Annotated in this window: 21 protein-coding genes; 19 read left to right on the forward strand and 2 right to left on the reverse strand. The window is 63.5% G+C overall.

All coding sequences use genetic code 11. The annotated features are described in order from the left end of the window. Positions 1-135: 135 nt before the first annotated feature. From QQK18_RS18095 to QQK18_RS18105, 3 genes are read left to right on the forward strand one after another with little or no spacing between them, the layout of a single operon-like run. The gene (locus tag QQK18_RS18095) at positions 136-1038 is read left to right on the forward strand and encodes a carbohydrate ABC transporter permease (protein ID WP_284342057.1); all 903 of its coding nucleotides are present in this window, start codon (positions 136-138) and stop codon (positions 1036-1038) included. After that, entirely contained in the window at positions 1035-1862 is an 828-nt protein-coding gene (locus QQK18_RS18100; protein WP_284341767.1) for a carbohydrate ABC transporter permease, read from the forward strand. Before QQK18_RS18095 ends, QQK18_RS18100 begins: the two co-directional genes overlap by 4 nt. Beyond that, positions 1859-2932, forward strand: a complete 1074-nt coding sequence (locus tag QQK18_RS18105) for an ABC transporter ATP-binding protein (protein ID WP_284341768.1) — start codon at positions 1859-1861, stop codon at positions 2930-2932. Before QQK18_RS18100 ends, QQK18_RS18105 begins: the two co-directional genes overlap by 4 nt. On the opposite strand, the gene QQK18_RS18110 is transcribed toward QQK18_RS18105, so the two are convergent. After that, positions 2925-3119 (reverse strand): hypothetical protein, encoded by a 195-nt coding sequence (locus tag QQK18_RS18110; protein ID WP_284341769.1) that lies wholly within the window; start codon positions 3117-3119, stop codon positions 2925-2927. The genes QQK18_RS18105 and QQK18_RS18110 overlap by 8 nt on opposite strands. A gap of 158 nt (positions 3120-3277) precedes the next feature. Between QQK18_RS18110 and QQK18_RS18115 the strand changes: the two genes are divergently transcribed. The 9 genes from QQK18_RS18115 to QQK18_RS18155 all read left to right on the forward strand — a co-directional run bounded on the left by QQK18_RS18115 (position 3278) and on the right by QQK18_RS18155 (position 12768). Further along, the gene (locus tag QQK18_RS18115) at positions 3278-3640 is read left to right on the forward strand and encodes a YciI family protein (protein ID WP_284341770.1); all 363 of its coding nucleotides are present in this window, start codon (positions 3278-3280) and stop codon (positions 3638-3640) included. Continuing rightward, on the forward strand, positions 3637-3975 hold the full coding sequence (locus QQK18_RS18120; protein WP_284341771.1) for a YciI family protein: 339 nt from the start codon (positions 3637-3639) through the stop codon (positions 3973-3975). The genes QQK18_RS18115 and QQK18_RS18120 overlap by 4 nt, the downstream gene beginning before the upstream one ends. Beyond that, a complete protein-coding gene (locus tag QQK18_RS18125) occupies positions 3972-5237 on the forward strand; it encodes an RNA polymerase sigma factor (protein WP_284341772.1) in 1266 nt (421 codons plus the stop codon). Before QQK18_RS18120 ends, QQK18_RS18125 begins: the two co-directional genes overlap by 4 nt. 318 nt (positions 5238-5555) lie before the next feature. Continuing rightward, positions 5556-6809 (forward strand): ABC transporter substrate-binding protein, encoded by a 1254-nt coding sequence (locus QQK18_RS18130; protein WP_284341773.1) that lies wholly within the window; start codon positions 5556-5558, stop codon positions 6807-6809. A 73-nt stretch (positions 6810-6882) separates the two neighbouring features. Further along, complete coding sequence (locus tag QQK18_RS18135) at positions 6883-7758, forward strand: carbohydrate ABC transporter permease (RefSeq protein WP_284341774.1); 876 nt, start codon at positions 6883-6885, stop codon at positions 7756-7758. After that, positions 7755-8651 (forward strand): carbohydrate ABC transporter permease, encoded by an 897-nt coding sequence (locus QQK18_RS18140; RefSeq protein ID WP_284341775.1) that lies wholly within the window; start codon positions 7755-7757, stop codon positions 8649-8651. Before QQK18_RS18135 ends, QQK18_RS18140 begins: the two co-directional genes overlap by 4 nt. A gap of 10 nt (positions 8652-8661) precedes the next feature. Continuing rightward, positions 8662-9756, forward strand: coding sequence for a LacI family DNA-binding transcriptional regulator (locus QQK18_RS18145; RefSeq protein WP_284341776.1), 1095 nt, complete (start codon positions 8662-8664; stop codon positions 9754-9756). Continuing rightward, positions 9757-11667 carry a glycoside hydrolase family 127 protein gene (locus QQK18_RS18150; RefSeq protein WP_284341777.1) on the forward strand — a complete coding sequence of 637 codons (1911 nt, stop codon included), beginning with the start codon at positions 9757-9759 and terminating at the stop codon, positions 11665-11667. A gap of 15 nt (positions 11668-11682) precedes the next feature. Beyond that, positions 11683-12768 (forward strand): ABC transporter ATP-binding protein, encoded by a 1086-nt coding sequence (locus QQK18_RS18155; protein ID WP_284341778.1) that lies wholly within the window; start codon positions 11683-11685, stop codon positions 12766-12768. Here QQK18_RS18155 and QQK18_RS18160 read toward each other — a convergent pair. Next, positions 12765-13505 (reverse strand): GntR family transcriptional regulator, encoded by a 741-nt coding sequence (locus tag QQK18_RS18160; RefSeq protein WP_284341779.1) that lies wholly within the window; start codon positions 13503-13505, stop codon positions 12765-12767. The two genes, QQK18_RS18155 and QQK18_RS18160, sit on opposite strands and share 4 nt — an antisense overlap. A 162-nt stretch (positions 13506-13667) precedes the next feature. Here QQK18_RS18160 and QQK18_RS18165 point away from each other — a divergent pair, with 162 nt between their 5' ends. The 7 genes from QQK18_RS18165 (at position 13668) to QQK18_RS18195 (ending at position 20928) form a co-directional block, all read left to right on the forward strand. Next, complete coding sequence (locus QQK18_RS18165; RefSeq protein WP_284341780.1) at positions 13668-15026, forward strand: family 4 glycosyl hydrolase; 1359 nt, start codon at positions 13668-13670, stop codon at positions 15024-15026. 2 nt (positions 15027-15028) lie between these two features. Then, complete coding sequence (locus QQK18_RS18170) at positions 15029-16000, forward strand: carbohydrate kinase family protein (RefSeq protein WP_284341781.1); 972 nt, start codon at positions 15029-15031, stop codon at positions 15998-16000. Between the two features lie 18 nt (positions 16001-16018). Further along, positions 16019-17260, forward strand: a complete 1242-nt coding sequence (locus tag QQK18_RS18175; protein ID WP_284341782.1) for an ABC transporter substrate-binding protein — start codon at positions 16019-16021, stop codon at positions 17258-17260. Between the two features lie 61 nt (positions 17261-17321). Further along, entirely contained in the window at positions 17322-18197 is an 876-nt protein-coding gene (locus QQK18_RS18180; protein ID WP_284341783.1) for an amidohydrolase family protein, read from the forward strand. 3 nt (positions 18198-18200) lie between these two features. Next, positions 18201-19091, forward strand: a complete 891-nt coding sequence (locus QQK18_RS18185; RefSeq protein ID WP_284341784.1) for a carbohydrate ABC transporter permease — start codon at positions 18201-18203, stop codon at positions 19089-19091. Continuing rightward, positions 19084-19920 carry a carbohydrate ABC transporter permease gene (locus tag QQK18_RS18190; RefSeq protein ID WP_284341785.1) on the forward strand — a complete coding sequence of 279 codons (837 nt, stop codon included), beginning with the start codon at positions 19084-19086 and terminating at the stop codon, positions 19918-19920. The genes QQK18_RS18185 and QQK18_RS18190 overlap by 8 nt, the downstream gene beginning before the upstream one ends. A gap of 150 nt (positions 19921-20070) precedes the next feature. Continuing rightward, complete coding sequence (locus QQK18_RS18195; protein ID WP_284341786.1) at positions 20071-20928, forward strand: DUF2189 domain-containing protein; 858 nt, start codon at positions 20071-20073, stop codon at positions 20926-20928. Positions 20929-20998 lie beyond the last annotated feature (70 nt).

Raw genomic sequence — 20998 nt, forward strand, 5'->3', positions numbered from 1 at the left:
ACCCGGCAGCCGATTTTCAGCGGGAGCAGGCATTCGGCAATTTGGCTCGATGTGGCGAGCCAAGGCGAACGAAGGAACTCGGTCATGGATATATCGCAGACCGCTATCGCGGATCGGCGCCGGGAGGCCAATCCCATATCCCGGTTTCTTGCCAGCATGCGCGACGGCAGGGGCTTCGACATCCTGCTGGTGGCGGTGCCGCTCGCCTTTCTGATCGCTCTTTCGGGCCTGCCGCTCGTCTACAACGTGGTGATGAGCTTTCAGCAGGTCGACATGTTCAGCCTCGGCACCTTCTGGCGGCCGTGGGTCGGCTTCGACAACTACGTTGCGGTCTTCTCGCAACCAGAGACCTGGCCGATCCTCAGGAATACCGTGGTCTTCGTGGTCGCCTCCATCGCCGGCCAGTTCCTCATCGGCTTCGCGCTGGCGCTCTTCTTCACCATGGATTTCCCCGGAGCCGGCTATATACGCGGTCTGTTCCTCGTCTCCTGGGTCATGCCCGGCCTCGTCGTCGGCGCCATCTTCAACTGGATTCTCGCAGGCGACTTCGGCGTCCTCAATTATGTCCTGAAAAGCATCGGGTTGATTTCAGAGAATATCTTCTGGCGCTCGGACATCGCCTTTTCGCTCTGGGCGGTGATCATCGCCAATGTCTGGCTGGGCACCGCGTTCAACATGATCCTGCTGGCGGTCGGGCTCGCCTCGATCCCCAAGGACCTCTATGAGGCTGCCGCGCTCGATGGGGCCAATGCCTGGCAGCGGTTCTGGACAATCACTTTGCCCATGATGCGCGCAACCATCGGCGCTGTGGTCTCGCTCGGTCTGATCTTCACGCTGCAGCAGTTCGACCTCTTCGCCTCGATCACATCAGGCGGGCCCAACAACTCCTCGAACGTTGCGCAGTACTGGGCCTGGGAGCTCTCCTTCCGCCAATACGACTTCGCGCGCGGCGCAACCATCTCGACCGTGATGATCCTCGTCGTGATGATCGCGGCTACTATCTATGTGCGCTCCACCCGGCATGAGGTGCGCGGATGACAACGACCTGGACCCAGCGCGGACTGCTGCTCGCTGCCCTAACGCTCGCGGCGCTCTACCTCTTTCCGCTCTATTGGATGTACGTGACGAGCCTCAAGACCGGCTCGGAGATCTTTGCCACCCCGCCGGCCTTTGTGCCAATTGACCCGCAATGGGGCGTGTTCCAGTACGTCTGGGGGCTGCGCGGCATGGGGCGGTTCCTCTGGAATTCTGTGGTCATCGCCACCGGCACAATGGTCCTCACGGCGATCCTCGGTACAGGGTGCGCCTATGTGTTGGCGCGCTATCGGAATATCTGGATCGATATCGCGCTCTTCCTCGTGCTGATGCTGCAGGTGTTGCCGGCCTCCCTGATGATCACGCCGATCTTCGTCGGCTTCTCGCAGCTCGGGCTGCTCGACACGCCGCGCTTCGCCGTTATCCTGGCGCTGACGGCCAAGACCATGCCGTTCTTCGTGATCCTGGTGCGCGCGACCTTCATGAGCGTGCCCTCCGAGCTCGAGGAAGCCGCGCTTGTCGACGGCAATTCGCGCATTGGAGCGTTCTGGTTCGTCGCCCTGCCGCTCGCCCGCAACGGAATCCTCGTCTCGGCCATCCTGATCTTCATGCAGGCGTTCGGCGAATTCGTCTATTCCAAGTCGATCATCCAGGCGGTCGACCTGCAGCCAGCGAGTGTGGGGCTTAATGCCTTCATGGGCCCCAACACCACCGAGTGGAACAACATAATGGCCTACGCCTCGATCTATGTGACGCCGATCCTCGCCATCTTCGTCCTCTTGCAGCGCCGCATCGTGTCCGGCCTGACCTCGGGAGCCCTCAAATGAGCAATGAAGCGCAGATCGAACTAGTCGGGGTCGACAAGCATTACGGGCAGTTCCATGCCTTGAAGGACATCAGCCTGACGATCGAGAAGGGCGCTTTCGTCGCGCTCGTCGGTCCCTCGGGCTGCGGAAAGTCGACGCTTTTGCGCTCGCTCGCGGGCCTCGAGAGCATCACAGGCGGCACGATGAAGATTGCCGGCGAGGTGATGAATGGCGTGCCGCCGAGGAAACGCGACGTCGCCATGGTGTTCCAGAGCTATGCGCTCTACCCGCATATGCGGGTGGCCGAGAATCTCACTTATTCCTTGCGCCTCAAGGGCACACCGAAAGACCAGGCGCTGAAAGCGGCCGAGGATGTGGCAAGGACGACGGGCCTGTCGCAACTTCTCGGTCGCTTTCCGCGCCAGCTCTCCGGCGGGCAGCGCCAGCGCGTCGCCATGGGCCGGGCGATCATCCGCCACCCCAAGGCGTTCCTGTTCGATGAGCCGCTCTCCAACCTCGACGCTGCGCTGCGCGTCCATATGAGGAAGGAGATCCGCGCGCTTCATGACCGGCTGGGCGCGACGTCCGTCTATGTGACGCACGACCAGGTGGAGGCCATGACCATGGCCGACCACGTGGTCGTCATGCGCGATGGGGTCATCGAGCAGCAGGGCCGGCCGCTCGATCTCTACGACAAGCCCGCAAGCCGGTTCGTTGCCGGCTTCATCGGCTCGCCGGCCATGAACTTCGTGCCCGCGACAGTCAGCGAGGACGGGCAGGGGATCGTGCTCGACCTGCCGGGTGCGTCGCGCCTTTCCCTCGGACGTTCGCTTGAACCCGGCCGAAATGTATCGGCCGGTCTGCGCCCCGAGCACCTGACGGTGACGCAGACCCAGGAAGCGGCTCTGCGCCTGCCGGTTGGGGTCGTCGAGTCGACGGGCTCGGTGACCTATATCTCGAGTGACACCGATCCCGAGATCACCGTGGTGGTCCACGGGCGCAGCCCGCTCTCGGCCGGTGACACAATGGGTCTTTCGATCGCGCCGGAGAACATCCATCTCTTCGACGTCGAAAGCGACCGCGCTATCTGATGTTGTCGGCTAGTAGCGAGACCAGCGGCGTCAGCAGCAGGCAGGCCACAACGAACCGGGCGACCCGTCCAAAGACGGCCATATCCGGGCCCGCGCGGTAAAAGGCCTCCTCCATCTGCTGGCGCTGGGCCGGACGATAGAACGTGTCGATCTGGTTGATGTGGGTAGCGAGCAGGATCTCAAGCATCGGTCATCTCCTTGCGATGAGTTTCGCAATTGGCCGAATGAGCGATGCTGCTTTCGACAGTCGACGCCGATAAAAAACAAAAGAAAAATCGGAACTGCTCATGTCGAATGTGGCCGAGGCCGTTCGACCAGGGATATCGTTCACCCGTGGAGGCGCCGATGAAGTACATGTTCCTGATCTATCTCGACGATGCCAAATTCGCTCCAATGTCGCAGGACGAGCGCGATGGCTTCGGCAATGCCATGCTCGACTACGACGACGAGTTGCGCGCCAGCGGCAATTATCTTTTCTCGGAGCCGCTGAAGATGCCGAATGAGGCTATCACGGTGAGGACCTGGGACGGGACGCTCTCGACCACCGACGGTCCCTTCGCCGAGACCAAAGAGCACCTCTCGGGGTTCCACATCATCGAGGCGCGCGATCTCAACGAAGCCGTGGCGCTCGCCGCCCGCATGCCGCTCGCGCGTGTCGGCTCGATCGAGGTCCGCCCCGTCGGTCATCTCGAAAGGATCGAAAAATGAAGTTCCTCTGTCTCGTTTGCGCCGACTCCGAGATCGAAGCCACCTTGAGCAAGGAGGACTGGAAGACCATCGACCGCGACTCGATGGCTTATGACAAGCAGCTGGAAGCCCAGGGAAACTATATCCTCTCTGAAGCGCTGCAGGATCTGGGCACCGCCGTGACGGTGCGCGTGCGCCAGGGAGAGGCGAGCGTGACCGACGGTCCCTATGTCGAGACCAAGGAGCATGTTGCCGGCTTCATCCTCATCAAGGCCAGGGACATGGCTGCGGCCATCGAGATCGCCAAGGGCATCCCGCTCGCGCGCATCGGGGCCGTCGAGGTGCGCCCGATATGACCATGGGCGCGGCGGCCTCCACTGCGAGCGACGGCCTGATCGAAAGCGCCTATCGTGAGCATTCGCGGAAGGTCTTGGCGACGCTCATCCGTCTCCTCGGCGATTTCGATCTCGCCGAGGAGGCGCTGCATGATGCGTTCGTCGCAGCCGCTGATCGCTGGCCGCGAGAGGGGATGCCAGGCAATCCGAGCGCTTGGCTCGTCTCGGCCGGGCGCTTTAAGGCCATCGACAAGCTGCGCCGCCGCGCCCGTTTCAACGCCATGGAAGCCGAAATCGCTGATCAGTTGACCGCCGACGCGGAGGAGGGGGAGGACATGGAGGCGACCTCCATCAAGGATGACCAATTGCGGCTCATGTTCACCTGCTGCCATCCCGTGCTGCCGCAGCCGGCGCAGGTGGCGCTGACCTTGCGCGAACTCTGCGGGTTGACGACCGAGGAGATCTCCCGCGCATTCCTCGCCCGGCCGCCGGCGCTCGCCCAGCGTATCGTGAGGGCCAAGGCCAGGATCCGCGAGGAGAGGATCCCCTACGAGGTGCCGGAGCTGTCGGCGCTGCCCGAACGGTTGGATGCCGTGCTGCGCGTCATCTATTTGGTTTTCAACGAGGGCTACTCGGCTCATTCGGGCGAGGCGCTGACCCGCACCGACCTTTCCGGCGAGGCGATCAGGCTCGGGCGGCTCATGCTCGATCTCCTGCCGCAGGCCGAGACGATGGGGCTGCTGGCGCTGATGCTGCTGCACGAATCGCGCCGGCCGGCGCGCACGACCCCCGACGGCGAAGTGGTGCTTCTGGCCAACCAGGACCGTACGCTTTGGGATCAGGCACTGATGGCCGAAGGTTTCGACCTCATCGACCGGGCTTTCGCCACGCGTCAGATCGGCCCCTATACGCTACAGGCCGCGATTGCGGCCGTCCACGCAAGGGCAGGGACGGCCGAGGACACCGATTGGGGCGAGATCGTCGGCCTCTACGACGTGCTGATGCGGGCGGCGCCCTCGCCGGTGGTGCGCCTCAACCGAGCGGTCGCCGTCGGCATGCGCGACGGACCCCGGGCCGGGCTCGCCCTCGTCAATGGTCTGATCGAGGAGGGGAACCTTGCCGACTATCACCTGACCTATGCCGCTCAGGCCGACTTCTATCGCCGCGCGGGTGAAACGGATGCCGCGCGCCAGGCCTATGAGAGAGCCCTTGCCCTGGCTCTGCAGGAGCCGGAACGGCGATTCCTGCAGCAGCGTCTGCGCGAACTTGGGGACGCACCCTAGGCTTGTCACTGAGGCGATGAGACTGTCAAAAAGTGCCATGATCTTAGAGGGGATGGAAAAAATCCCGTGACGACAAAGAGTTATGGCAACCAACTTATTCGGTCAAATTCGTATCTCGCTCTGGTGAAAACGCCTTGCCAGTCGTTGCCCACTATGCCAGTCTTATTTCGGAAAAGCTTTTCCGAACTCTATTTCGACACGTGACGGCAAGCTGAGGAGGCACTGCCGCGTACTGTGTGACGAGGGAAAAGCTTTTCCGAAAAAATATGCGCGGGACGAGAATGGCGATGCCATGCCGCGCATCCATGGGAGGAATTTATGAGACGTTCCAAGACGTTGGCCGTCGCGCTGCCGCTCGTTGCGGCAGGCTTGACCGCCATGATGACAACCACTGCCTTTGCCCAGAACCTGTCGATGTGGGTGCGCGAAAGCGCCGCCGATCCCGGTCAACTGATGGTGGACCTCTGGAACCAGACCCACGAGGCCCAGATCGAGCTGACTGCTATTCCCGACAACCAGCTCGTCACGAAGCTCGCAACGAGCGTGCGGGCAGGGGATGCGCCGGACCTCATCTCGTTCGATCTGATCTACATGCCCGACTTCATGCGTGCCGGGTTCCTGGCCGACCTCACCGATCAACTGAGCTCGGACCCCAACTACGAGACTCACGTCGAGGCCTACAAGGACATCGCCACGTATGAGGATCGCATCTATGGCGTGGGCTTTACGCCCGACGTGTCGATCCTCGTCTGGAACAAGGAGCTCTTCCGCGAGGCTGGGCTCGATCCTGACGTGCCGCCCAAGACCATCTATGAGATTCACGAGATGGCCACGCAGATCGGCGCGCTGGGCGATGACACCTACGGCTTCTATTTCGCCGGCTCCTGCCCGGGCTGCAACATCTTCGTTACTTCCCCGCTGATGGTGGCCGGAGGCGCCCACATCCTGCCCCGCAACGGCGAGGACGCCGCTCTCGAAGGCGAAGCGGTGCGCGTGGTGCTCGATGAGTATCGGATGATGTGGGAAGAGGGGTTGATCCCCGAAAGCGCCGAGGTCGATGCGGGCGAGAACTTCGTCTCGGCCTTCACGGCCGGCAATATCGGCATTGCCGGCTCCGGCGGCTTCCTGCTCTCGCTGATGGAGCGGCAATTTCCGGAGTTCGACTATGGCGTCGGTCTGCTGCCCGGCCTCGAGGAGGGTCAGGTCTCAGCGTTCGTCGGCGGCGACGTGGTGGCCATCCCGACGGGTGGGGCAAACGAGGAAGTGGCCCGCGAGTTCGTGACCTGGGTGCTTTCCGATGAAGCCCAGCTCGAAGGCCTCGCCAAGAACGCCATTCTCACCACCCGCACCGATCTTGCCGACAACGAATACTTCGCCGGCAACGAGAAGGTGCAGAAGACCGCCGAAGCGCTTGCGGTCGGCTACGTGCCGTGGGTGTTCCACTTCGCCGACATGGTGAACTCGGATTCGAGCCCGTGGATCAACATGCTCCAGCAAGCCATTTTCGACGGGGACGTCGACGGCGCGATCGAAGAGGCGCGCGCACGCATGCTCCAGATCGCCAGTGAGTAACGCACCAGCTCCGGTCGGGCTTGGCCCGGCCGGAGCATCGCATTGAGCCGACCGATTTGGGAGAGCGCAGCCGATGCTCGCCACCAACAATAAGTATGTGGGCCTTCTCTATCTGTCGCCGGCGCTGCTGTTTGTCGCGGTGTTCGTCCTCTACCCACTCGTCCAGCTCGTCATGATCTCGATGACGAGCGAGTCGCTTCTCGGCGGCGGCGAGTTCGTCTGGTTCGACAATTACCTCCTTGCCTTTTCCGACCGCTCGTTCTGGACGTCGTTCTGGTTCACGGTTCGCTACACGCTGATCATCACGCCGATCCTGATGGTCCTCGGCTTTCTCCTGGCCCTGCTCACCATGCAGAACCGGGCGCTCAATCAGATAGCGCGCGGCGTCGTCTTCCTGCCCGTGGTCATCGGGCTTGCCAGCTCAAGCCTTCTCTGGGTGTGGCTCTTCGACCAGCAGGTGGGTCTCCTCAACAAGGCGCTGGTCGACGTCGGCGCCATCGAGCAGCCGATGGTCTGGTTCAACCGCGCGCATCTGGGCATGACGGCAGTCATCGTGTCGGTGGTCTGGAAGGTGGTCGGCTTCGGCATGATCATCATGCTTTCCGGCATGCAATCGATCAGCCATGAGATCGTCGAGGCTTCGATGATCGACGGAGCCACGTATTGGCAGCGGGTCAGGCGGATCATCCTGCCGTTGAGCGCGCGCGCCATCCTGCTTGCCACGCTCATCAGCGCCATCGGCTCGATGCTCGCCTTCGACCAGTTCTACCTGATGACCGGCGGCGCGCCACGTGGCCAGACCTTCACCTCGGTCTACTGGATCTACCAGAACTCTTTCGTCTACTTCAAACTGGGCTACGGCAGCGCACTCTCCGTCATCTTGATGGTCGTCATCATGGCGGGCGCAGCCTTACAGATCGCCCTGCAGCGCCGGGGTGAATCCGCATGACCGAGATCGCTTCTCCCGCAACCAATATTGCGACCGGCGCGACCGACGCCCGCGTCGTCGGCGGCAGCCGCTCGGTCGGCTATCTGGTGGGCGCGCTTTGCCTCGCCATCATCGCGTTGATGCTGGCGCCCCTCGTGCTTTCCTTCCTGGCATCACTCAAGCCTCCGGCGGAAGCCGCGGCCGTGCCGCCGCAATACCTGCCGCGCTCGCTGAGCCTTGCCAATTACCAGACGGTCGCGAACTACCAGGCGGGTCTGTGGACCTATGTGGCCAACAGTCTGGTTGTTGCGACGCTGACGATCCTCTTCTGCCTGGCGCTGGCTGTGCCGGCCGGTTACGCGCTGGCGCGCTATGCAATTCCCTTCAAGGAGGTGTTCTTCCTCCTGATCCTGGCCAGCATGATGATCCCCTATCAGGCCATGCTGACGCCGCTCTACCTGATGTTCTCAACGCTCAAGCTCACCAATACCCATGTGGGCCTCGCCATCGTCCACACTATCCTCCAACTCCCGTTCTCGGTCTATCTCATGCGCAACAGCTTCGAGGGCATTCCGCGCGAGCTCGAGGAGGCGGCCGTGATGGACGGATGTTCGTCCCTGCAGATCCTGCGCCGCGTGTTCCTGCCGCTGGTGCTGCCGGGCATGGTCACCGTCTCGCTCTTTGCCTTCATCATGTCCTGGAATGAGTTCATCGCCGCCCTCATCTTCATGAGCCGCGAGACGAGCTTCACCGTACCGGTGATGCTGACGGGCGTGTCGACCGGCATCTTCGGCGTCGTTGATTGGGGCGCGCTGCAGGCTGGCGTCATCGTGTCGGTGGTGCCGTGCATCGGCGTCTACCTGCTGCTCCAGCGCTACTACGTCTCGGGGCTGTTGAGCGGCGCGGTGAAGTAGCCCGATCACCATGAACAAGCTTCCTCCCGATCCGGCACCGGCCACGCGCCTCGACCGCTCACAGCGGTCGGGTCCGACCATCCGCGACGTGGCGCGCGCGGCGGGGGTGAGCATCGGTACGGTCTCCAAGGCGCTCAATAATGCCGGCACTTTGAAGCAGGAGACGCGCGAGCGGGTGGCCGAGGCGGCAAGGGCGCTGGGTTTTCGCCCCAATGATCTCGCCCAGGCGCTGCATCGCGGGCAGAGCTTCACCGTCGGGCTCATCTCCAACGACAGTTTCGGGCGCTTCACCATGCCGATCCTCGAAGGGCTGGAAAGCGTGCTCCATGACGAGCGGATCGCCGTCTTCATGTGCAACGCCACCGACGATCCCGAACGCGAGCGCGAGCATCTCGAGCAATTGATGGGCAAGCGCGTCGACGGGTTGGTGTTCACCGCCCGCAGGGCCGACCGCCGGCCGAGCGTCGGGGTCAATCTCGGTGACCTTCCAACCGTCTTTGTCTTTTCCCAGAGCGACGACCCGCGCTCCTTCTGTCTATTGCCCGACGACGAAGGCGGCGCTTATCTGGGCGCCAGGCACCTTGTCGCAACGGGCGGCCGCCGGATCGCCCACGTGACCGGTCCCGAGCGGTTTGAGGCTGTGCGCCTGCGTCGCGACGGCTATCGGCGAGCACTCGCCGAGGCAGGTCTCGATTGGCGCGACGACTTCTTCCTCCCAGGCGAGTGGTCCGAGCAGTGGGGCCGGCAAGCGGTCGATATTCTTTTCTCTAGTACCGCTGCCGCGCCCGACAGCATTCTCGCCGGCAACGACCAGATCGCCCGGGGCATTCTGGATGCACTGCGCGACCGCGGCCTCAACGTTCCAGGGCAAGTCGGCGTCGTCGGCTTCGACAACTGGGGCGTGATGGTCGAAGCCGCACGGCCGCGCCTGACGAGCATCGACATGAATCTTTCGACGCTCGGACAGGAGGCCGGACGGCGGATCCTGCGCATGATCGGCGGCGAGCATTTTTCCGGCGTCGAGCGGCTGCCCTGCACCCTGATGGTGCGCGAGAGCTGCGGCGCGCAAGCCAAGACACTATTCCAAGAGGCCAGGAGCACCTGAATGCGAAAGTTCGCACCGGTCGATTTCACCAAGGTTTCTCTGACGGGCGCGTTCTGGCGCGAACGGCTGGAAACCGTGCTGACCCGCACCATCCCCAGCCAGTATGAAAAGCTCGAGAGTGAGGGCCTGCTCGAGTCGTTGGCGCTTCTCGATCCGCCCCCGGCGCTACGCATTCCCCGCAACGCGCAGGGCTTCACCACCCAGTTTTTCTGGGATTCCGACATCGGCAAATGGATCGAGGCGGCGGGGTATGCCCTGCGCCACCGGCGCGATGCGACGATCGAAGCCCAGATCGACGACATCGTCGACAAGCTCGAAGCCGCCCAGATGAAGGACGGCTACCTCAACCTCTGGTACCAGGGCCACGAGATAGAGAACCGCTGGACCAATTTGCGGGACCGGCACGAACTCTACAATTGCGGGCATCTGCTTGAAGGTGCGATCGCCTATTTCCAGGCGACCGGTCGACGCAAGATGCTCGACGTCATGGAGCGGTACCTCGATCACATCCGGACGACGTTCGGCACTGGTGAGGGACAGAAGCGCGGCTATCCGGGCCATCAGGAGATCGAGATCGCGCTGGTCAAGCTCTATCGCCTGACCGGAGACAAGAAGCAGCTCGACCTTGCCGCCTACTTCATCAACGAGCGCGGACGCGAGCCGCACTATTTCGACATCGAGGCCGTGGCGCGCGGCGACGACCCGAAGAACTACCATTTCTACCGCTTCGGCAACCACCAATACAGCCAGTCGCACAAGCCCGTGCGCGAGCAGGACAAGGTCGTGGGCCATGCCGTTCGGGCCATGTACATGTATACGGCCATGGCGGACCTTGCCGCCGAACTCGGTGACGCAGAGCTCAAGCGCGCCTGCGAGGTGCTGTGGAACGACGTGACTTCGACCCGCATGTACGTGACCGGCGGCTTTGGTCCCTCGGCCTCGAACGAGGGTTTCACCACCGATTACGATCTGCCCAACGATACCGCTTATGCCGAGACCTGCGCGTCCGTCGCGATGATCTTCTGGGCGCAACGCATGCTCAACCTCGACCTTGACGGCAAATATGCCGACATCATGGAACTGGCCCTGTTCAACGGGGCGCTTTCGGGTCTTTCGCGCGACGGCGAGCACTATTTCTACGAGAACAAGCTCGAGAGCGACGGCTCCCACCGCCGCTGGCCCTGGCATCCGTGCCCCTGCTGCACGATGAACGTCTCGCGGCTGGTGGCCTCCATCGGCGGCTATTTCTACTCGGTCGGCGAGAACGTCGTCGCTGTCCATCTCTACGGCGGCAACCGCGCCGACCTCGATATGGACGGCCGCAAAGTGCGGGTCGAAGAGACGAGCAACTATCCGTGGTCGGGCCGGATCCGCATCGCGCTCGACCCCGAGGGAAGCGGAGCGTTCGATCTGAAGCTGCACATTCCCGGCTGGGCCGAGGGCGCGACGGCGACAATCAACGGCGAGAAGATCGATGTCGCCGCCAATACGCGTAGCGGCTACCTCACCATCAGTCGCGACTGGCGCGCGAGCGACGTTGTCGAGCTCGACCTGCCGATGCACCCCCATCGTGTCTTCGCCAATCCGAAGGTCAGGATGGACCAGGACAGGGTGACATTGAAGCGCGGTCCGCTGGTTTATTGCCTCGAGCAGGTAGACAATCCCATCGCAGTGCCGGATCTCGTCCTACCGCGGTCGGCTGGCATTGCCGCCAGGGAACGTGCCGATCTTTTCGACGGCATCACCGTGCTCGAGGCTGAAGGCGTAACGGTTGCGGCCGACGACTGGAACGGCGATCTTTACCGGGCCACGCCGCCGACGCCGCAGCCGGTGACGTTGACGGCCGTGCCCTACTACATCTGGGCCAATCGCGAGCCGGGGCCGATGGCCGTCTGGATCCGCGAGAACTAGCTGCGGGAGGGATCGATGCCGCACGTCGAGTTGAAGAGCCTGTCGAAACAATTCGGCACCGTCGAGGTCATCCGCGACTTGAGCCTTGCCATCGAGGCCGGTGAGTTCTGCGCTCTCCTCGGCCCGTCCGGCTGCGGTAAGTCGACCTTGCTGCGCATGATCGCCGGTCTGGAGACGGTCACCGCCGGCAACGTGGTGATCGCCGGGCGCGACGTGACGCAGGTACCGCCGGCCAAGCGGCAGATCTCGATGGTTTTCCAGTCCTACGCCCTCTACCCGCATATGAGCGTGCGCCAGAACATCGCCTTCAGCCTCGAAATCGCCGGTGCGCCCAAGGCCGAGATCGCCGAGAAAACCCAAAAGGCGGCAACCCTCCTGCAGCTTGAGCCCTATCTCGAGCGCAAGCCCGCCCAGCTCTCCGGCGGCCAGCGCCAACGCGTCGCTATCGGACGGGCGCTGGTGCGTGACCCGGAGGTGTTCCTGTTCGACGAGCCGCTCTCCAACCTCGACGCCAAGCTGCGCGTGCAGATGCGCCTCGAGCTCGCCAAGCTCCACCAGGAGCTGGCAACGACGATGATCTATGTGACCCACGACCAGGTGGAGGCGATGACGCTTGCCGACCGGATCGTCGTGCTCGATGCCGGCCGCATCGCCCAGGTCGGCTCGCCGCTCGACCTCTACCACCGCCCCGAGAACAAGTTCGTCGCCGCTTTTATCGGCTCGCCGGCGATGAACTTCCTGCCCGCCGCCGCCAATGGCGGCGAGGGCAGGGCGGTGTCGGTCGATCTTGCCGGCGCCGGATCATTGTCGGTCGAAACCCGGCACGATGGCGCCGGCAAAACCAGCGGGACACTCGAACTCGGCATCCGCCCTGAGCACGTCTCGCCTACGGCACCGGCTGATCCCTCGGCCGTCATCGACGGACGGATCAGCATGGTCGAACGTCTGGGCAATGCCACGATCCTCTACGTGGATACTGCAGCCGGCAACATCGTCGTCGAGGACGAAAGCGAGTCCGAGGCTCGGATCGGCGATGCGGTGGGCCTCGCCTTCGAGCCGGGCCGGTCGCATCTCTTTGCTGCCGATGGACGCGTGATCTAACCCTGCTCCAACCGCAACGGGTAGGTTGCGGGCTCGTGGACGGTGTAGGTCATGTTGATCGGCCGTTCGGCTGTGTCATAGGCAATCTGCTCGACCGTCAGCACGGCAGCAGGACGCTCGAGGCGCAGAAGCGTGGCCTCCTCTTTGCCGGCAAGGGCGGCGCTCAAAAGGGTCTGGCCGTGGTGCGGCACGATCCCGTAGCGGGTGCGCAGCTCCGCGTAGAGCGAGCGGTTGCCCGTGCGCCAATCGAGCGCAAGGAGGTCCGGCGCGAGTTCGGCCGGGATCCAGTCGTGCGATATGGCGACGGGCTTGCCGTCGAGGAGCCGTAGGCGCTTGAGCGAGATCGCCGGCTGTCTTGCCGTCAGCCCCAATCCCTCTACGATCGCTGGAGGCGGCACGGTTGTTTCGGCCGTCAGCAACGTGCTGCCCGGCGTCTTGCCGTGGGCCAGGGCCGTTTCAGTAAAGCTGCGCAAGAGCTCCAGCTCGTAGCCTCGCCGCGGCCGGCCTGTGGCGTAGAAACCCTTACCCGGCTGAGCCTGCAGATGCCCCTCGAGCACCAGCTCCTTCATGGCCTGCCGGATGGTGATCCGGCTCACCCCCAACTGATCCACCAGTTCGCGCTCGGAGGCGATCTTGGCGTGGGTGGGCATCCCGTCACCATAGAGCGTGTTGAGGATGTGGGTCTTGACCTGCTTGTAGAGCGGACGCGGATCGTCGCGGCTGATGGCCTTTGCCATTGAAAACACTGACCAGCGTCACGCCGGTTCCTTCAACACCTTGATAGCACATAGCCCGGATGCCCTCGCTTGCGAAGCGGCACGGCCGCAAGGTCCAGTCGATGGCTGTGGATTGCCTCTTCGTCCTCTTTTCCTGTCCGAGCTAACTGGATATAACCAGATATGCAGCATCAAGAACAGGGGTTGGTCGTGAAGCTGGCGCTGATCGGTGGTGGGGGTATTCGCGCGCCGCTCTTCGTGCAGTCCGCGCTGCGCCGCGCTGCGCACATCGGCCTCGATGAAATCTGCCTGATGGATGTCGACGCGCGTCAGCTTGAGCTCTTCGGGGCGCTCAGCCGCGAACTGGGAGGGCGCGAAGGGGCAGGGGTCGCCATCACCACCACGACGCAAGCCGCAGTGGCGCTGACCGGGGCCGACTTTGTCATCACCACCATCCGGCCGGGCGGCATCGACGGGCGCATCGCCGACGAGCGCATCGCCCTCGACATCGGGGTGCTGGGCCAGGAGACCACGGGGGCGGGGGGCTTTGCCATGGCGCTCCGTTCGATCCCCGCCATTCTCGACTATGCGCGGCTGATGGCCGATCTCTGTCCCGACGCCTGGCTCATCAACTTCACCAATCCAGCCGGCCTCGTGACCCAGGCGCTCTACGACGAGGGGTTCGAGCGCGCGGTCGGCATCTGCGACAGCGCCAATAGCGCCCAGCGCGCCGTCGCTCGCTGGGCGGGCGTTCCAGTGGAAACCGTCGTCACCGAACTCTTTGGGCTCAACCACCTCTCCTTTACACGTTCGGCGGTGGTCGCCGGCAGCGACCTGCTGCCCGATGCGCTGGCCGACGATGCGTTCCTCAACAGCAGCGTGCAGCGCGTCTTCGAGCCCGACGTTGTGCGCCGGCAGGGCATGTGGCTCAACGAATACCTCTATTATTTCTTTCATGCCGAGAAAGCCGTGGCCTCCTTCAGGAACGCCAGCCGCGGCGAAGAGATCAGGGCGCTCAACGAGCGCCTGCTGCCGCGCCTCCAAACGGCGGGAGATCCGGGGGCCGCGCTCGACCTCTACTTCGACTACGAGCGCGAGCGCAGTGCCTCCTACATGCGCGGTGCAAATGGAAGCCGCACCGCGGCCGTCCATCCGGACGACGGCGAGGGCTATGCCGGCGTCGCCCTCGACGTCATCGGGGCCCTCTCGGGGGGGCGGCGCGTCCGCACGGGCCTCAACGTGGCCAATGCCGGCGCCATCGAGGACCTACGCGACGGCGACGTTGTAGAGGTCAACTGCCACGTCGACGCCTGTGGCATTCAGCCGGTGCATTTCGGCCGCATGCCTGAAAGGCAGTCCTACCTCGTCCAATCGGTCAAGAACTACGAACGCCTGGCAGTGGAGGCGATCCGCAAGCGCGACCGCGAGCTTGCGGTCGATGCCCTGGTGGCACACCCTCTGGTGCTCTCATACTCGCGCGCGCGCCCGCTGGTGGACCGTTACCTCGAGGCACACGCCGCTTACACCACCGGATGGGCCTGACCATGATCACGTCGGCGAGCAATTGCGATGTCCTGGTGGCGGGCGAATACTTCTGCGATCTCATCTTTTCCGGCCTCGGCGACGCACCCCGGCTCGGCGCTGAACACTTTGCCACGGGTCTGTCGATCGTTCCCGGTGGCACCTACAACATCGCGCTGGCCGCCACGCGCCTGGGACTCGCGACCCGTTGGTGCTGTGATTTCGGCTCCGACATCTTCAGCACTCACGTGCTCGACCAGGCACGCATCGATGGCCTCGACCTGCGCGGCTTCCGATTGATCGACGGACCATTGCCGCGCGTCTCCGCCGCTTTTTCGGGCGACGGGGAGCGCGGCTTCATCAGCTACAGCGCGCCCGAACCGCGCCCGCCCGACCTGTCCTGCCTGCGCCTGCATCGTCCGAACTGGCTTCTGCAGACGTTCCGGTTCGAACCCGACTGGATCGAGTTCGTCCATATCGCCAGGCAGCAGGGCGCCAGCGTGTTCCTCGACTGCCGCGACGGCGACTTCACTCTCGATACACCGGGCGTGCGCGAACTGCTGGCGCTGGCGGACGTGTTCTCGCCCAATGCCGAGGAGGCCATGGCGCTTGCCGGCACGCGCGATCTCGATCGTGCCGTTGCCTTGCTTGCCGAACGTGTCCCCGTCCTCCTCGTCAAGCGCGGTGCAGAGGGGGCGCTGCTGGTGACGGGGAAAGACACCACCGAGATCGCGCCGCCGTCCGTTGAAGTCGTCGATACGATAGGGGCGGGCGACGCGTTCAATGCGGGCTTCGTGTTCGGCATGGTCAATGGGGCTGGCCTTGCTGCCGCGACCCGGCTCGCGGTGGCGTGCGGCGCGCTCTCGACGACCGGCACCGGCAGCCGCGCCTGCCCGACGGCCGAGGAACTTGCCCGCTTCGCGCCGATGCCAGCCGGAGCGTGGGCGATCGGACCGCGCCCGGATCGCCCGGCCGCAACGGGAACGACGAACTGACTTTTGGAGGGAACTGCGATGAACAGACTGCTACTCGTGACTGCCGCTTCGCTTGCCGCCATGGCGACTTCCATGACCGCCGCGGAGGCGCAAACCAATCTCGTCTTCGCCTATTGGGGCGATCCCGCCGAACTGCCGCCCTTCGAGGAGATCGTTTCGACCTACAAGGCCGAGCATCCGGATATCGACATCACCGTCCAGCATGCGCCCTGGTCAGGCTACTTCACCCGTCTCGACACTCAGCTCGCCGCGCGGGCGGGGCCGGACGTGTTCTTCATAACCAACGTGCCGTCCTATGCCGCGCGCGGGCAATTGGAGGCGCTCGACCAGTGGATCGCGGACAGCGGTTTTCCGATTGACCTCTATAACCAGGAAGGGCTCAAGAGCCACTCCTACGAGGGCCAGCTCTATTCGATCCCGCGCGACAGCGCTCCGATTGCGCTCTACTACAACAGCGACGCCTTCGATGAGGCCGGCATAGACTATCCGGATGAGAGTTGGGACTGGAACGCGCTGCGCGAAGCGGCTCTGCAACTGACGCAACGCGACGGCGGGCGCATTGCCCGCTATGGACTGGTGATGGAATCCAACGACTGGCCGATCTGGGTGCGCCAGAACGGCGGCAGTGATTTCGATGATTCGTTCGCACCGACCGAGTATCTCCTGGGTGAACCTGAGGCCGTGGAAGCCATCCAGTTCATTGGCGACCTGATCAACGAGGACCAGGTCATGCCGAGCTTCCAGGAATCTGCCCAGAGCGGCGGCACCACGCAGCTCTTCGTCAGCGGCCAGGCGGCCATGGCGATCACCAACGCGGCCCGGCTCGGCACGTTTGCAGAAGCGCCGTTCGAGTGGGCCGTGGCGCCGCTGCCGACCGGGCCGGACGGTACCCGGGTCAACCGCATTGGTGGCGCCGGCTTCGGGATGAACGCCTTCAGCCAGAACAAGGAAGCCGCGTGGGACTTCCTCTCCTACCTCGCCGGTGAAGAGGGGCAGGTCATATTCGCTTCGGCCAAGGCCGCCGCCGTGCCTGCCATGACCGGCAGCGAGACGGTGCGAGAGGCCTTTACCGCGCCCTTTGCCGAGGTGTTCGTGGCCGAAAGCGAGCACGGCGTGTCGCTGCCGCAATTCGACGGTTACGTCGACGTCACCAATCTCTACATCCAGCCGGCCCTCGATCTGGTCTGGAGCGGAGAGGCGACGGCCGAGGAGGCACTCACCGCCATCGCCGGCGATGTCAACGCGCGGCTCGCACAGTGACCGAACCGGGCTCGCGGCATGCCGCGGGTCCGCCCTGAGCTTCAAGCCATAGGATTTTCCCATGCGTGTTATCGACACCCACGTCCACTATGGATTCTGGGACAAGCTCTTCACCCGCGACGCCGAGCGCGGATTTCTCGAGGCGCTTTCCGACCTCTGCGAGGACGCAGGGATTGAAAAGATCGCGCTCCTGGCCAATCCCGGACGCGGCAACGAAAAGCTTGCCCGGGCCCTGGAGCAGCGCCCTGACCTCGTGATCGCCATGGGCCGGCTGGAGCTCGACCGCGACCCGGTGACCCTGGTCGAGGATTTCTATCAGCGCGGATTCCACGGCATCAAGATGATCGGGGTGTCCAGGAACTACGACCACGAGGACTATTATCCCTTCTACGAAGCCGCCGCCGCACGCGGCCTGCGGCTGCTCTTCCATACCGGCATCCTCGGCGGTCCCGTCGACTATCTCGAAGGCGACAAGGAGGACGCCTGGAAAGCGCCCCCAGAGGGGGAAGAGGAGGAAAAGCTGGTGCAGCGTCTCGGCCAACAGATCCGGCGCGAGCGATTTGGCTTCTCGAGCGCGCGGATGCAGCCGATCTACCTCGATACCATCGCCTTTTATTTTCCCGAGCTCTTCATTATCGGCGCACACCTCGGCTGGCCGGACTACCGCACAGCCTGTGCCATCGCCCGCTGGCGCCCGCGTCTCTATTTCGACATTTCGGGCGGCGACGTGGTGCACCACCACATCATCGAGGGCGGCTATATCGGTAAGGAGATCAGCCCGAGGAAGCTCCTCTACGGCTCGGACTGCGACCTCAAGCGCATGAAGGCGGACCTCCTGCGCTGGAAGGCAGCCTTCGACAAGATGGGCCTGACGCAAGACCAGCAGGACATGATCTTCTATCGCAACGCCGCGCACATCTTCGGGCTGGACGCCTGATCGATGGCACGAAGGGTCCCGCTGGGCAGGCAGGACGAGAGGGTAGCCTGGCTGTTCCTCGCCCCGAGTCTCATCCTGTTCACGACCTTCACCGGCCTGCCGGTGCTGGCGGCCTTCCTCATCTCCTTTACCCAATGGGACCTGTTCAATCCGCCCCGCTTCGTGGCCCTTGGCAACTATCTGACGCTGGCGCGCGACGGCATTTTCGGCAAGGTGATGGGCAACACCGCCTATTTCGTCCTCGCCTCGGTGCCCGCCCAGATGATCCTCGGATTGCTTTGCGCGCTGGCACTCAACCGCGGCATCATGGGACAGACCTTCTTCAGGGTAGCCTACTTCCTGCCAGTGGTGACGAGCACCATTGCCGCCGCGCTCGTCTGGGCCTGGCTGTTCAATACCAATTTCGGCCTGATCAATGCCCTGCTGAGCAGTGTGGGCGTCAGCGATCCGCCGCGTTGGCTGGGCTCGACCGCCTGGGCGATGCCCGCGGTGATCACCGTCTCCGTCTGGCAGAACGTCGGCTACGCCATGGTGCTGTTCCTCGCGGGCCTGCAGAACATCCCGAGGGAACTCTACGACGCTGGCGCCATCGATGGAGCGAAGGGTTGGAAACGGCTGATCTACATAACCTTGCCGCTGCTGTCGCCGACGACGTTCTTCGTTCTCATCATCTCGATCATCGGCAGCTTTCAGGTGTTCGAACTGGTGTTCGTGATGACCAATGCCGGCCCGGCCAACGCCACCAACACACTTGTTTTCTACATCTACCAGAACGGCTTCCAGTTCTATCAGATGGGCTATGCCAGCGCCGCTGCCATGGTGCTCTTCCTCATCGTGCTCGTGGCAACTCTCGTCCAGTACCGGCTGCAGACTCGGTGGGTGCACTATGGCTAGGGCAGGGCGCAAGACCGCTGTCGAATGGCTGATCTTCGCCGTGCTGCTGACTGGCGTCGTGCTCACCTGCGGGCCTTTCGCCTGGATGCTGGGCACGTCGATCAAGCCCGACGCCGAGGTCTTTCAGTTTCCGCCCACGCTCCTGACCGGCGATCCGAAACTCGACAACTACAGCGAGATTTTCTCGGCCATTCCCTTCGGCCGGGCCTTCCTCAATTCGATGATCGTGTGCATCGCCATCACCCTTGCCCAGCTTATCGTCTGCTCGATGGCGGCCTATGCGTTCGCCTGCCTCGAGTTCCGTGGCCGCGAAGCGCTTTTCCTCATCTACCTTGCCGCGCTGATGGTGCCGCCGCAGGTGACGATCATTCCCAACTTCATCCTGGTGCGTACCCTGGGCTGGATCGACACCTACCAGGGCCTGATCCTGCCGTTCGCCTTCTCGAGCTTCGGCACGTTCTTGCTGCGGCAGTATTTCAAGACGATCCCCAGGGAACTGATCGAAGCCGCTCGCATCGACGGCGCCAAGCACTGGCAGATCTACCTCTTTATCGTCATGCCGCTGTCGCGCGCCGCGCTCGGTGCTCTCGCCATCTTCGCATTCGTCAGCCAGTGGAACAATTTCCTCTGGCCATTGATCGCCACCACCAGGGTCGAGATGCAGACGGTCACGGTGGCGCTGAGCACCCTGCAGGGCCAGTACAATACCGATTGGCCGCTGCTGATGACCGGTAGCGTGCTGGCCGTGGCGCCGGTCATCGCCGTCTTCATCCTCGGCAACCGCTCCTTCATTGCCGGCTTGACCGCAGGCGGTTTCGGCGGGCGCTAGAAAGGCGCTGGAAATAGGCTACCCCGCTGGCACGATGCGACAATTTGTCTATACTGAGGTGTGTGCTGAGGTCGCGGTTACGTGGCCGCGCGTTTTGCTAGGCCCGTAGCCGGCGACCATCCGACGATGGCTCGTTTGGGAGGAACGGTTATGGCTCAATCGCGTACGACCGCCGTGGCGGCGGTAGAAACCCCGCAGATACGCAACATCACCACGGCCGATGTCTGGGATGCCTTGCGGCACGGCTTCGACGACTTCTGGGAACATCCTTCGCACTACGCCTTTGCGGGCGTGATCTATCCCATCGTCATGGTCGTTGCGGCCGTATGGGTATCGGGGCAAAACATCCTGCCGCTCCTCTATCCTCTGGCCACCGGCTTTGCCCTGCTTGGACCCTTCGTAGCGCTCATCTTCTACGAGATCAGCCGTCGGCAGGAACAGCACATGGACACCTCCTGGAGATATGGCTTCGAGGCGCTACGCTCGCCCAACCTGCCACAGATCGCAACCGTCGGGATCATTCTCGGCGCTCTGTTCGTCACCTGGCTGGTCACCGCGCAAGTGCTGTTTACCGGGCTCTTCGGTTCCGAGACGCCCGCATCCCTGACCGGCCTTTTCTATGAAATCCTGACCACCGGTGAAGGCTGGACGCTGATCATTTTCGGCAACCTCATCGGCTTTCTCTTTGCAACGCTGGTGCTGTTCATCTCCGTCGTCAGCTTCCCGCTGCTGCTCGATCGGCAGATCGACGCCCGCACCGCCATCGAAACCTCGCTCAAGGCCTCCCTCACCAACACCATGCCGGTGCTGCTCTGGGGCCTGATCGTCGCGCTGCTGCTGGCGCTTGGCATGGCAACGGCCTTCGTCGGCCTCGTTATCGTCATGCCCGTGCTGGGACACGCGACTTGGCACATCTACCGCAAGATGATCGTGCCGCAGGCCGGGCGCGTCGCCCGCACCCGCGGTTCACGCGCGGCGCGTTCCGCAAGTTCGGCGAAGCCCGCCTGACAAAAACGTAGAGCCCGACGCGGTTCGACTTCATCAAATCGCGTCGGGCTCTAAGCGGCCTTACCCCGGG

Source organism: Devosia nitrariae (assembly GCF_030160115.1).
In the GTDB taxonomy this organism is placed as follows: domain Bacteria; phylum Pseudomonadota; class Alphaproteobacteria; order Rhizobiales; family Devosiaceae; genus Devosia; species Devosia nitrariae.

Coding starts and splice junctions, on each gene's coding strand:
- QQK18_RS18100 (WP_284341767.1), top strand. CDS start 1,035: ATGACAACGACCTGGACCCAGCGCGGACTGCTGCTCGCTGCCCTAACG.
- QQK18_RS18175 (WP_284341782.1), top strand. CDS start 16,019: ATGAACAGACTGCTACTCGTGACTGCCGCTTCGCTTGCCGCCATGGCG.
- QQK18_RS18185 (WP_284341784.1), top strand. CDS start 18,201: ATGGCACGAAGGGTCCCGCTGGGCAGGCAGGACGAGAGGGTAGCCTGG.
- QQK18_RS18155 (WP_284341778.1), top strand. CDS start 11,683: ATGCCGCACGTCGAGTTGAAGAGCCTGTCGAAACAATTCGGCACCGTC.
- QQK18_RS18120 (WP_284341771.1), top strand. CDS start 3,637: ATGAAGTTCCTCTGTCTCGTTTGCGCCGACTCCGAGATCGAAGCCACC.
- QQK18_RS18115 (WP_284341770.1), top strand. CDS start 3,278: ATGAAGTACATGTTCCTGATCTATCTCGACGATGCCAAATTCGCTCCA.
- QQK18_RS18110 (WP_284341769.1), bottom strand. CDS start 3,119: ATGCTTGAGATCCTGCTCGCTACCCACATCAACCAGATCGACACGTTC.
- QQK18_RS18105 (WP_284341768.1), top strand. CDS start 1,859: ATGAGCAATGAAGCGCAGATCGAACTAGTCGGGGTCGACAAGCATTAC.
- QQK18_RS18180 (WP_284341783.1), top strand. CDS start 17,322: ATGCGTGTTATCGACACCCACGTCCACTATGGATTCTGGGACAAGCTC.
- QQK18_RS18125 (WP_284341772.1), top strand. CDS start 3,972: ATGACCATGGGCGCGGCGGCCTCCACTGCGAGCGACGGCCTGATCGAA.
- QQK18_RS18135 (WP_284341774.1), top strand. CDS start 6,883: ATGCTCGCCACCAACAATAAGTATGTGGGCCTTCTCTATCTGTCGCCG.
- QQK18_RS18145 (WP_284341776.1), top strand. CDS start 8,662: ATGAACAAGCTTCCTCCCGATCCGGCACCGGCCACGCGCCTCGACCGC.
- QQK18_RS18165 (WP_284341780.1), top strand. CDS start 13,668: ATGCAGCATCAAGAACAGGGGTTGGTCGTGAAGCTGGCGCTGATCGGT.
- QQK18_RS18190 (WP_284341785.1), top strand. CDS start 19,084: ATGGCTAGGGCAGGGCGCAAGACCGCTGTCGAATGGCTGATCTTCGCC.
- QQK18_RS18170 (WP_284341781.1), top strand. CDS start 15,029: ATGATCACGTCGGCGAGCAATTGCGATGTCCTGGTGGCGGGCGAATAC.
- QQK18_RS18150 (WP_284341777.1), top strand. CDS start 9,757: ATGCGAAAGTTCGCACCGGTCGATTTCACCAAGGTTTCTCTGACGGGC.
- QQK18_RS18195 (WP_284341786.1), top strand. CDS start 20,071: ATGGCTCAATCGCGTACGACCGCCGTGGCGGCGGTAGAAACCCCGCAG.
- QQK18_RS18140 (WP_284341775.1), top strand. CDS start 7,755: ATGACCGAGATCGCTTCTCCCGCAACCAATATTGCGACCGGCGCGACC.
- QQK18_RS18130 (WP_284341773.1), top strand. CDS start 5,556: ATGAGACGTTCCAAGACGTTGGCCGTCGCGCTGCCGCTCGTTGCGGCA.
- QQK18_RS18160 (WP_284341779.1), bottom strand. CDS start 13,505: ATGGCAAAGGCCATCAGCCGCGACGATCCGCGTCCGCTCTACAAGCAG.